Source organism: Paenarthrobacter sp. DKR-5 (assembly GCF_018531425.1).
Taxonomy (GTDB): domain Bacteria; phylum Actinomycetota; class Actinomycetes; order Actinomycetales; family Micrococcaceae; genus DKR-5.
On record NZ_JAHBOI010000003.1, the window covers coordinates 268,136 to 279,977 of the forward strand.

The following is an 11,842-nucleotide window of genomic DNA, read 5'->3' on the forward strand; positions in this document are numbered from 1 at the left end:
TCGCATGAGCAACACCTGGCTGGTAGTCGGGCTCGGGAACCCCGGGCCCGACTACAGTCATAACCGGCACAACATCGGCCAGATGGTCCTGGACGAACTGGCGTCCCGGCTCGGAGGGACCTTCAAGGCCCACAAGGCGCGGGCCCAGGTGCTCGAGGCCCGGCTGGGCATCGGCGGCCCCAAACTGGTGCTCGCGAAGCCTCTGACGTACATGAACCTATCGGGCGGTCCCACAGCAGGGCTGGCCCGATTCTTCGACATCCCCGCCGCAAACGTCATCGCGGTACACGACGAGCTGGACATCCCGTTCAACGAGGTGCGGCTCAAGCTCGGCGGCGGCGAAGGCGGCCACAACGGCCTGCGCGACATCAGCAAAGCGCTGGGTACCAAGGACTACCACCGCGTTCGCGTCGGCGTCGGCAGGCCTCCGGGCCGCATGGATGCCGCAACCTTCGTGCTGAAGGACTTCGCGGCGGCCGAAAAGAAGGACCTGCCCTTCCTCATCTCGGAGGCTGCGGACGCCGTCGAGGCGCTGATCACGGACGGACTCCAGGCCACGCAGCAGAAGTTCCACTCCAGCAGGGCCTGAGGCCCTGGCGCGTGACGCCGGCAAACCTTTCCCGCAACAACCCTCCCGCTGCGCAGGGGTTTATGGGTAAGGTAAGCGGAACAGCCGGACATGGGGCGTCCGGTTGGGTCAACGTGCAAGGGGTCGAGCACATATGGTCTTCAATACGGCTGCGGTCTCCACTCCGTCTGCAGCCCAAGGGACGGCCGGCACTGGCCGCGGAACAGCGGCGGACCGGCACAACTGGTCCGTTCTTGCGCGCGAAACAGAAAAAGACCTCGCCAAAAGCATCCTGAACGACCCGTCCAAAGCCGGGGTTGTGATCACCGGCGACGCCGGCGTGGGCAAGTCCTCGATGGCCGGTGCGCTGGTCACCGACCTCGGCGCCACGCACCTGGTCCTGCATCTGCGCAATTCGTCGGCAACAGCCAACACCCCCTACGGCGGACTGGGCTTCCTGCTCGCGCGTCTGCCCCGCGGCTCCGCGGATTCCCCTACAGCCGTCCTGCACGGGGTGGCGGCCCTGCTCAAAGCCGACGCCGGTGACCGGCCGGTCGTGCTCGTCGTCGACAACGCGGGCTCCCTGGACGAGATGAGCACCGGCGTCGTCATGCACCTGCTGCTGACGCGCTCCGCGAAGATGGTGGCACTGTGCCAGAACACGGCGGACCTCCCCCCTGACTTCCACTGGCTGCTGCAGGAAGGCCAGCTCGGGTCCGTCACGTTGCACAACCTCAGCCTCGAACAGACGAAGCAGGTGCTCTCAGCGATCCTCGGCGGCCCGGTTTCGGCGGGAACCGCCGCCGGCCTGCACACGGCCTCCGGGGGGAACCCTTTCTACCTGCAGTCCCTGGTCGTGCGGGAACAGGGCGGCGGCAACCTTGCGCTGAAGGGCTCAGTCTGGACCCTGCGGGAGCCGATTGCCCAGCACAACAGCGGCGGAGTGGAGGAGCTGTTCCGCGGGAGGTGGGCGCGGCAAGCCCCCGAGGCACGCGAAGTCATCGAGATGCTCTCCCTCGCCCGGCACGTCTCGCTCAACGAGCTGGCCATGCTCTACGGAGCAGACATCGTCGCCGATATGGAGGATGAGGGTACGATCGTCGTCGACCACAGCGACCGGCACTGGGTGTCGCTGCGCGAACCGTACTTCGGGGACGCCGTCCGCGGCTGGCTCCCGACGCCGCGGCGACGGGAACTCTTTGCCCGGCTGCTGGGCGCCGCGGAGCTCTCCCCGGAGACGATGTCCGACAGGGATTTGCTCGGCTATGTCGCATGGAGCCAGGACTGCGGCGTGGAGGTCAGCCCCGAGCTGGCCCTCGCCGCCGTCGAAGCCGCCGTGCGGCTGCTCAGCCCCGCACTGGCGATCAAGCACGCCGAATCCATTGATGCCTCGGCGGCCGAATGGTTCCCGGCCCAGCTGCGCCGCGCCGAGGCGCTGCTCCTGCTCGAACAGCCGCGTGAGGCGTTGTCCGTGCTGGATGAGGCGATGGTTATCCGTCCCACTGGCCTTCCCGACTGCGATTACGTGGACTATGTGGTCATCCGCTGCCGGGTGCTGAGCTGGATCCCCGACAGCAGCGAGTCCATCCCGGCGCTGCTGCACAATGCGCGTCTGCGGATGGCGGAGTGCCTGGATGAGGCCGGAACCGTCGACTCCGGGAAGCTGCTGCACGCCCGGAACGCGCTTGAACTAGCGGAACTGGACTACCTGTGCTTCGTCGGCGACTACGCCGCCGCCGTCCCGCGGCTGGAGCGCGCGTACCAGGAACCGGGGGAAACGGACGAAGAGTTCCGGCTCCGGTGCGGCATCGCCCTGATCGGCGGTTGGTGCATCACGGGCAGGGAGATGGATGCCCTGGCGCTGGCCGCGGAGATCGGGGCCGTCCTCAAGGACGAACCAGAGCTGGACCAGCTGTACGACGAGTTCCTCGGCCAGTATTTCGCGGCGCTCATGCTCACCGGCAGGTGGCAGCAATGCGTGGCAATCCTGCAGAATGCCCTCGAGGACAGCGCCGGCAGGCTCCAGTTCTTCGGCGGGGTCGCGGAAATGTCGCTCGGGCTCACCTACGTGTACGCGGGCAGGGGACAGCAGGCGCTCGGCCCGCTGCTCTCCGGCATCGCCCAGCTCGAGCTGCGTCCTACCCGCAACATTCTCATCGTCGCGTACGCGGCCACGGCTTTCGCGTACGCGCAGACCGGCAACCACGCACAGGCGTACAAGTACCTCGAACTGATGGTGGCCTCGCCGGGGCCGACCAGCTGGCAGACGCAGTCGGCTGCCTCTTTTTGCGGTGCGATGGCGCGCCGCTGGCTGGGGGACCCCGCTGCGAAGGCGCGCCTGCTGGCCTCGGCCCGGCAGGACATCGACGCGGGCCGCTGGACGACGGCGGGCATCAGCCTGCTGGGCGCCACCGTGCCGGGCACCGAGGAGGAATTCCGGCTGATCGAGGAAGTGGCCGCCCACCGGCAGGGGCCGCTTGCCGAGCTGGGCAGGCTGGTGGCGCTGGGGAGCCGGACCAAGAAGGCCAAGGTGCTCCTGGAGGCGGGGGAGGCGGCGCGCGCACTGAGCCTTGACGCTGTCGAGGCGCGCTGCATGGCGCTCGCGGTCGACTATGCCCGCGACGCCGGCGATGTGGCGTCGGCGCGCGTTGCCCAGACGCGGCTGGACGCCCTGAGCCGTGTGATGCCGGCCCTGCCCGTCGCGCCGCGGACGGGCGCGCCGCTGCTGACGGCCCGCGAACGCCAGGTCGCCCGGCTGGCAGGCCGCGGCAGCTCCAACAAGGAGATCGCCGCCCAGATCGGCGTGTCGATCCGGACGGTCGAGGGCCACCTGTACCAGGTGTTCACCAAGCTGGGCGTGGCCTCGCGGAGCGATCTTGTCGATCTTGTCTGAAACCAGGGGGTGCGATGCCACAGCTCATCGGGCGTGAGGATGTCCTTTCCGGCGCGCTGCAGGCCATCCGCAGCCCGTCGACGGCTGCCGTGTTCGTCGTCGGCGACGCCGGCATCGGCAAGTCCTCGGTCCTGGGTGCGCTGGCGGAGGAACTGGCGGGTGAGGCGAGCATCGTGCGCATCCACGGTAGCTCCTCCCTGGCCCAGGTGCCCTACGGGGTGCTCTCGCCGTATCTGGCTGATCTGCCGGTGGAAGAGGCGGACTCCCCGGTCGCGGTGCTGAGGGCGTTCTGGGCCCGGTTCGACAGGGACCGCGCCAGCGACAAGCCCCCGCTGCTCGTGGTCGACGACGCGCACGACCTGGACCCGGCGTCGGCGGCAGTGATCGTCGAACTCGTCAGTGCCAACTGGGCCCGGCTGGTGGCCGCATCCCGGACCAGGCCCGGCCTCCCGGACTCCATGCTGCAGCTCTGGTACGACGGCCTGGCACAGCGCTTCGACCTCGCCCCGCTCTCCCCGGACCAGGTGCAGGACTTCGTCACCGCCAGGCTCGACGGCGTGTTGCTGCCGAGCGTTTCGCAGTTCTTCGCCGGTGTCTCCGGAGGGAACCCGCTGTACCTGGAGTGCCTGCTGGAGGAAGCCCAAGCCTCCGCCAACCTCGTCCGGTCGCACGATGTCTGGCTGCTCACCGGTCCGGTGGTCACCCAGGGCAGGGGCCTGGCTGATGTGCTGAAGAACCAGTTGCTGCGCCGGCCGCCCGAGGAGCGGGAAGCGCTGAGCCTGATCGCGCTGGCCGAACCGGTGCCGGCGTCGCTGATCGAACGCATGGTGGGCTCGGACCTGGTGCAGTCCCTCGTGGACAATCAGCTGGTCTCGGTCAGCGAGGAAGCCGAAACGGTGCTCCGGCTCTGGCACCCGATGTACGGGGAGGCTCTGCGCCACCTGGTCTCCGCGTCGCGAAGCCTGCAGCTGCGCCAGCGCCTGCTTGCCCACATGGATTCCGAGCCCAAATCGGCCGAAGGGCTGCTGCGGATGGTCAGCTGGTCACTGGAATGCGGGGTTGAGGTAGCGGACGGGCCGTTGCTGAAGGCGGCGTGGCTGGCCAGCAAGCTGTTCCAGAACGACCTTGCCCTCAAGGCGGCTTCCATGGTCAGGGACCCCGGCCTGCTGACCCAGGCGCGGGCCGTGATGGCCAGGGCGTACTACAACATCGGCCGCTACCGGGAAGCCGGGGAACTGCTGGAGCACAACTTCTCCGCGGAGGCGGACCTGAGCGGGGTGCTGACCGGCAGCCTGCTCTGGGCCGCGACGCGGACGGCCCTCGGACACAGCCACGAACAGATCGCGGCCGACGCCGCCGCCCTGCGCCAGGCAGTCGCCCCGGAGCGGACGCTGGGCTCCGGCCTGCCCGACGACATCGTCGCCAAGGCGCACCAGCGCAGCGACCTGGTCGAACTGATGGCGCTCTCGCTGGAAGGTGACTACGCTGCCCTGACCCGTAAGCTCGAGGAGCTCTCGGTCCCTGTCGGCACCGCCGACGAAAGGCCGGTGGAGACGCGCATCTTCTGCTACGTGATGGAATCCGAGGTGCTGCTCGCCTCCGGCCGTGCCGTCCAGGCGCAGGCGCTTGCCCTCCGGGCCTGGGAACTGTTGCCCGAGGGCAACGACGAACTCTTCTTCTTCTCGGAATTCATCCTCGTGCGCTACCTCAGCGCCGCCATCGAAGCCGGTGACTGGGAAGCAGCGGAGACGGCTCTCGCCCGGTACACCGCGTCCTCGAGCCTGGGCCTGATCCTTTTCGGCGGCAGCGTCAACTCAGCCAAGGGCCTGATTCTGCTGCGCCAAGGCAAGGTGGCCGAAGCCCTGCGTCTGCTGGGGCCCGCGCTGGAGGCCCTGCGCCTGAACGACCCGCAGCACCTGTTCTCGCTCAGCGCCGCCATGGCGTTCTACGCGGCGGCAACATTGGGCGAACAGGAGCAGGCCCTGGCCTACTTGGAGGATTTCACCGCTACCGAGGATGCCGGCGCCCGCTACACGCGGGCCGTCGCCGCAACCTTCGTAGCAGCCGGAGAAGAACGCCTGCACGGGGACGGCCGCGGCCTGGACAAACTGCACGCGCTGCTGCCGGAAGCGCAGCGCTGGGGCCTGAGCGGGCTGGAGCTCCAGATCCTGTGCACCTGCGTGGACCTGGGCGACCTGAGCCAGCTGGACCGCCTGCTTCAGGTCACCGCCGCCGTCGAAGGGGAACGGGCCGGAGCATGGCACAAGTACGCCGGAGCGTTGGCAGCCGGTGACGGGGAACTGTTCATGGAGGCTGCGGAGGCGTTGGCAGCCGTGCACATGACTCATGCCGCCCGGGAATGCTATCTGCAGGCCGCCGAGGCCTTTGAGGCCGACGGGGACCGTGCCCGCGCCCGGACCGCCGAGACTATGCGCCGCAGCTACGATGATGAGCTTGGCCTCGAAACTGACGGCAGGCAAGCCCCTGCCCGTCCGGTGCCCGACCAGCTGACCAAGCGGGAGCGCGACATTGTGACCCTTGCGGTGGAGGGGCTTTCGGACAGGCAGATCGCGGACCGGCTGATGGTCTCCGTGCGCACCGTCGAAGGGCATCTGTACCGCAGCTACGCCAAGCTCGGCGTGAACCGGCGCGAGCAACTGCAGGACGTCTTCCCGGGCTGAGCCGCCCCCAAGCCGCAGTTTCCCGCCGGCCCCGGCCCGCCGCCCCACCGGTTGGGAAGTGCCAATGCGGTACCAGCCCTTACGCATCGCGGTGCGCGGAAGTACTCTGTGGAAACGGCTGCGTTCGCCATGGCAGCCGTTACTCGTGCGAGGGGCGGCACAGATGACAGCACGTGACTCCGCGTTGCCCGCTTCCAGGGCTCCCGGCGCCGGCAGTCTGCCTGCGCCACAGTCGGCGGCCGGCTGGGCCGGCCTGGGGTGGGCGGACGAACTGGATCACGCCATCCGGCTTCTGGAGGCACGCGGAATGTCGGGGGTCGCGGTTGTCGGTATGCACGGTGCCGGAAAATCCCTTTTCGCCTCGGCCCTCGTGGACACCCTCGGCGCCGGTTTCCACACGGTGCACCTGCACGCGAATCTGCTCGGTGTCCCTCTTGATTACGGACCCCTTGGCTTCCTGCTGGCCAGGCTACCCGGTGACAGCACCGATTCCCCGACGGCGGTCCTGCACGCAATGGCCAGGCTGATCCAGGAGGACGCGGCAGGGAAGTCCGCCGTCCTCGTCGTGGACGATGCCTCTGCCCTGGACCACTTCAGCGTCGGGGTGCTCGTGCACCTGGTGGCAACCGGAACGGCGAAAGTCGTTCTGGTCACCTCGTCGGTGCGCAGCCTCGCCCCCGAGTTCCTCCGGCGATTGCGGGAAGGGCGGTTCGCGACCATCACCCTGCAGAACCCCGGAGTGGAACGCGCCGGCGCGATGCTGCGGTCGCTGCTGGGCTCCTCCGTGTCCGCCAGCGCCGTCAGCGCCCTGCACGCCGCATCCGGCGGCAACCCGGTCTACCTCCGTGCCCTGGCCGAAGACCAGCGCGCGGCCGGGAACCTCGTGTGCACCGGCGGCATCTGGATGCTGCGCGAGGCCGCCCTCGACCGGTCCGCGCTGGATGACCTGCTCCGCGTCCGGTTGAACCGCGAGAGCCCGGAGGCGCAGGACGTGATCGAGCTGCTGGCCGTGGGCCGGCACGTCCCGCTCCACGAGCTCGTCGTGCTGTCCAGGGCAGACGTCGTTGCCGAACTCGAAGACAACGGCACCGTCCAGGTGGAAAACGGAGCGCGAGGCTGCGCCTCGCTGGCCGACCCGCTCTTCGCCGACGCCGTGCGAGGCTGGATTCCGGTGCACCGTCGGCGCGCCCTCTCAGCGCGGTTATCCCGCCCCGACGGTGACGGGACGGTCCCGCCGAGCGGCCGCCAACTGGTTGATTACGCGCTGCGGACGCTGGACTGCCGGTTGCCCCTTCGCCCCGCCCTGGCGCTCGCGGCCGGCCACGCCGCCGCTTCCATGCCGCTGCCGGAAGCGGTGCTCAGCTGCGTGGAGGCCATCAGGCGCGACGACGGCGAATGGTTCACCGGCCAGCTGCTCAAGGCCGAAGCCTGCCTGCTCCTGGAAAGGCCTGACGAGGCACGGGCGCACCTCGACGAGATCCCGGCAACTCTCGTGGAACAGGCGGAAACCGACGACCTTGTTCGCTATGTCGCGGACAGATGCGAGATCGACCACGCCGTCGAGTCGCCCCCGCGCTCTCCCGCAGACTGCCTGGCTCGGGCCCGGGGACTTGTCGCTGAAAGGGACCGTCCAGGCGAAGTGGAAGCCGCCGCCACCCGCCGGGCCGCGGCCAGGCTCGAGGTACTGGCATTCGCCGAGCGCTGCTTTCAGGGGGACTATCAGGCGGTGCTGGGCCCCTTGGAAGATGCTCTTGCGTCGGGCCGGCTGGCGGAGGAAGACCTGCGGTACCAGTGCGGGGCGCTCCTTGTCGGCGCCCGGTCCGTATGCGGCCGGGAGCTCGATGCCCTGGACCTGGCCGCACGGTTGACGGCGGAGGCCGGCTTCCGCCACACCGGCCCACACAGCCGGCACGCCCTCGTGAGCCAGTACTACTTCGCCCTGCTGCTCGCCGGACGGTGGCGTGCCTGCCTGGACCTGGTCCAGCAGGCCTGGGAAGGAAAACTGGCGAGGCTGGCCCGTTCCGGAGGAGCCGCGGAGACCTACACCGGCCTGGCTTTGGTCTATGCGGGGCAGGGCGCGCGTGCGTTGGAACACCTGCAGTCGGCCGTCGCCCAGCTTGAGGGCAGGCCCGCCAGAACCCGCCTCGCGACCGCCTACGCGGCCACGGCCTTCGCCTACGCGCAGACCGGTGAGGCGAGCCAGGCGTACAAGTACCTGGAATTGCTCGCCGGCACGCCGCGCCCAAGGCAGTGGCAGATGATGTCAATCACCATGTTCTGTGAAGCGATGGCGCTGCGTTGGCTGGGGGACGCGTCAGGCCGCACGCTGTTGTGGGCCGCCGCACAGGAAGACCTCGGGCACGGGCGCGTGACGACCGCAGGTATCTCCCTGCTGGGCATGAGCATCCCCGGCAACGACGAGGAGTTCCGTCTCCTCGAGGAGGTCGCCGCACGCCGCCAGGGCCCGCTCGCCGAGCTTTCGCGCACCATCGCCGAGGGCAGCAGGACACGGCGGCCCCGCAGGCTCCTCGAAGCAGCCGAAATGGCACGGTCCATGGAACTGGAGGCGGTGGAGGCACGCTGCGCTGCATTGGCGGTCGATTTTGCCCGGGAAGCGGGGGACGCCGTGTCGGGCAAGGCAGCGCAGGCGCGGCTTGACCGGCTCACCGCGAGCATTCCGCGCCTGCCGGTCACCCCCAGCGTCAGCGCTCCGGTCCTGTCCGAGCGGGAACGGCAGGTGGCACTGTTGGCAAGCAACGGCGTGCCAAACAAGGAAATCGCGGCGCGCCTTGGCCTTTCCGTCCGAACGGTCGAGGGACACCTCTACCAAGTCTTCACCAAGCTGGGGGTAACGTCGAGAAGCAGCCTTGCCGGTCTCGTGTGACTCTTTCATTGGGGTGTGCCACAGCGGTGGTATGAAAGGCAGCGACAAAGGAAATGGCCGAACAACACATAGTCGGCAGGGACAGCGCGCTCGCGGCAGCAGCCGCGGCTGCTGCACGATCGGCCCGCTCAGCGGTGTTCCTCATCGGCGAACCCGGCATCGGAAAATCCACGATCCTCCGGACATTGGCAGCGCGGCTCTCCGGGCGGATGCCGACGATGAGCGTGAACGCAAGTCCGTCCCTGTCCGATGTGCCGTACGGTGTCCTCGCACCGTACCTCAGCGGCCTCCGCCCGGAAGAGGTGACCTCTCCGGTTGCAGTTCTTCGGGCGGTACGAGCGTGGATTGACCGAACCGGGCACCTGAAAGGTCAACCGGTGCTGCTGCTCGTTGATGATGCCCACGACCTCGATGAGGCAACAGCTGCGCTCATCGTCGACCTGGTCGGGGCGAACTGGGTCCGCTTTGTCGGCGCGGCGCGACCCCGGCCCGGCATGCCGGCTGCGGTGCTCCAGCTGTGGGCCGAAGGAACAGCGCAGCGGATCGACCTCGGTCCGTTGGATTGGGAGGCCGTCCACCAACTCGCCGAGCAGCACCTTGGCGGCCCGGTACTGCCCAGCATCAGCCAGCTGCTGCGCCGTGCCTCCGGCGGAAATCCGCTGTACGCCCTGCAGCTGATGGACGCAGCGGCCGCGACCGGAGCGCTCTTCCGGCGCAACGGAGTGTGGCTGCTGGGCGGCAGGCTGGACGGCACAGGACCGTCCGTGGCGGTCGAGGAGCAGTGGCGTGGACTTGCCCAGGCGGAACGGGAGGCGCTCTGCATGGTCGCGCTCGCCGAGCCGGCGCCGCGCGAGGCGGTCGAGGAACTGATGGGCCACGACGTCGTCGATGCCTTGCTCGACAGCCACCTCGCCGTGGCGGCATACGAGCCCGACCCCGTCCTTCGGCCGAGGTACCCCGTCCACGGGGAGGCACTGCGGACGCTGGTCTCGGCCTCCCGCAGCCTGGAACTGCGCCAGCGCCTGTTATCGCGGATCGGGCACGAGCCCCGCACAGCGGAGAGTATGATGCGGATGGTCGCCTGGTCGCTCGAATGCGGGGTCGAGGTCGCGGACAAGCAGCTGCTGAGCGCCTCCATCGAGGCGGCCAAAATGTTCGACGACGAGCTGGCGGCCCGCGCGGCCCGGCTCGTCAGGGATCCGGGGCTGCGCAAATGCGCCCGTACGGTCATGGCGCGGGTGCATTACAACGCCGGCCGCTACGAGGAGGCCGCGAGTGTCCTCAAGCACGATTTCGGTCGTGGCAATGATGTGCAGGAACTGCTCACGGGCACCTTGCTGTGGGGAGCGACCCGCACGGCACTGGGCGACGGGCCGGGGGAGATCGCCGCCGATGCGGCCGCGCTGGCCGCCGCCGGTGAGCGCCTCGCCAGGTCGCACCCGGGCTCCGAGGCACGGATGAGCCGTTCGGTGAGCCGCCGCGCTGCCGAACTGGAGATGCTTGCCCTGTCCCTGCAGGGGGACTACGCCGGGTTGGGGGCACGGCTGGACGGCCAGCGTCCTGCGGAAGGGCGTCCGGGACCCGCACCCGCCCCGTCGTTCCTGCATGCGCTGGAGGCCGAACGGCTTCTTGCGGCGGGGAAGGCTGAGAGCGCCGCGCGGGAAGCCGCGGCGGGCCTTGACCGCCTCGCTGACGAGGAGCAGGATCTCTTCTTTCACCGGGAGTTCCTGCTGATCCGGTATGTCGCGGCGCTCGCCCTCTGCGGTGAGTGGGAAACGGCTGCCGCTGCCCTCGACTCGTATTCTTCGACCTCCGGGTACGGGCTGCTCCCGTTCGGAGGCGGCGTCCTCGCGGCACGGGGATTCCTGCTGCTTCGGCAGGGCAGGACGGCAGAAGCAGAGCGGATGCTCGGACCGGCGCTGGAGTCCCTCAAACTGAACGATCCGCTGCAGCTGTGTGCGCTGACTGCGTCGATGGAGTTCCTCGCCGCGGCCTCCGGACCGGACGCGGCCTCCGGATTGGACGCCGCCTCCGCCTCTGCTGCGGCGCTGGAAGCTTACGAGAGCCGGAACCAGCTCGGCCCCCTGTACCAGCGGATGCTGGCCCGGATACTGGTCGCGGCCGGCACCGAAGGGCTCCACGGGGACGGCCGGGGGCTCGCGGAACTGGGGCGGCTCGCCGAGGAATGCCGCGGGCCGGACCGGGCCGGACTCCGGATGCAGGCACTCGTGCTGCGCCTCGAGTGCGGTGACGACGAAGCGGCGCCGGGGTTGCTGGAACTCGCTCCGCTGCTCGAAGGCCGGTGGGCGGCAGCCTGGCGCGCGTATGCCGAGGCACTGCGGCTCGACGACGGTACAGCCTATGCGCGGGCCGCGGCCGGCTTCCAGGAACTCGGTCTGGCCGCGGCCGCCACACGGTGCTACGACAAGGCAGCAACAGCGATGCGCAGAGCCGGCGACAAGGCCGGTGAGCGCCAGATGCGCAGGAGCAAGGGAGCTGCCCCTGCGCCCGCGGCCAACGGTGTGACTCCGGGACCGGTCACCGTGCTGACGGACCGCGAGCGCGACATCGTATCCCTTGCCGTCGACGGCCTCACCGACCGGGAGATTGCCGCCACCCTCCATGTGTCCGTACGCACGGTCGAAGGGCATCTGTACCGCAGCTACGCCAAGCTGGGCGTGAACCGGCGCGAGCAGCTGCAGGACGTGTTTCGGGGCTGAAGCCCGCCGGGCTGTGCCTGGCGGCTACCTACTCGCCGGTTACCTCCGGTGGTTTCGGGTAGTTTGCGGCTTCTGCGGCGAAGCCAAGTACTTTCC

At 69.2% G+C, this 11,842-nt stretch carries 5 protein-coding genes; all 5 read left to right on the plus strand.

Annotation, left to right across the window (positions count from 1 at the left end; all coding sequences use genetic code 11):
- The first annotated feature begins 4 nt into the window (after positions 1-4).
- Positions 5-589 carry an aminoacyl-tRNA hydrolase gene (gene pth, locus KIH31_RS07550; protein WP_214426477.1) on the plus strand — a complete coding sequence of 195 codons (585 nt, stop codon included), beginning with the start codon at positions 5-7 and terminating at the stop codon, positions 587-589.
- A gap of 133 nt (positions 590-722) precedes the next feature.
- Positions 723-3,461 carry a LuxR C-terminal-related transcriptional regulator gene (locus tag KIH31_RS07555; RefSeq protein ID WP_214426478.1) on the plus strand — a complete coding sequence of 913 codons (2,739 nt, stop codon included), beginning with the start codon at positions 723-725 and terminating at the stop codon, positions 3,459-3,461.
- Between the two features lie 14 nt (positions 3,462-3,475).
- Positions 3,476-6,142 (plus strand): AAA family ATPase, encoded by a 2,667-nt coding sequence (locus KIH31_RS07560; protein WP_214426479.1) that lies wholly within the window; start codon positions 3,476-3,478, stop codon positions 6,140-6,142.
- Between the two features lie 307 nt (positions 6,143-6,449).
- Complete coding sequence (locus KIH31_RS07565) at positions 6,450-9,026, plus strand: LuxR family transcriptional regulator (protein WP_214426480.1); 2,577 nt, start codon at positions 6,450-6,452, stop codon at positions 9,024-9,026.
- Between the two features lie 53 nt (positions 9,027-9,079).
- Positions 9,080-11,746 carry a LuxR C-terminal-related transcriptional regulator gene (locus KIH31_RS07570; RefSeq protein ID WP_214426481.1) on the plus strand — a complete coding sequence of 889 codons (2,667 nt, stop codon included), beginning with the start codon at positions 9,080-9,082 and terminating at the stop codon, positions 11,744-11,746.
- The last annotated feature ends 96 nt before the right edge of the window (positions 11,747-11,842 follow it).

Coding starts and splice junctions, on each gene's coding strand:
- pth (WP_214426477.1), top strand. CDS start 5: ATGAGCAACACCTGGCTGGTAGTCGGGCTCGGGAACCCCGGGCCCGAC.
- KIH31_RS07555 (WP_214426478.1), top strand. CDS start 723: ATGGTCTTCAATACGGCTGCGGTCTCCACTCCGTCTGCAGCCCAAGGG.
- KIH31_RS07560 (WP_214426479.1), top strand. CDS start 3,476: ATGCCACAGCTCATCGGGCGTGAGGATGTCCTTTCCGGCGCGCTGCAG.
- KIH31_RS07565 (WP_214426480.1), top strand. CDS start 6,450: ATGTCGGGGGTCGCGGTTGTCGGTATGCACGGTGCCGGAAAATCCCTT.
- KIH31_RS07570 (WP_214426481.1), top strand. CDS start 9,080: ATGGCCGAACAACACATAGTCGGCAGGGACAGCGCGCTCGCGGCAGCA.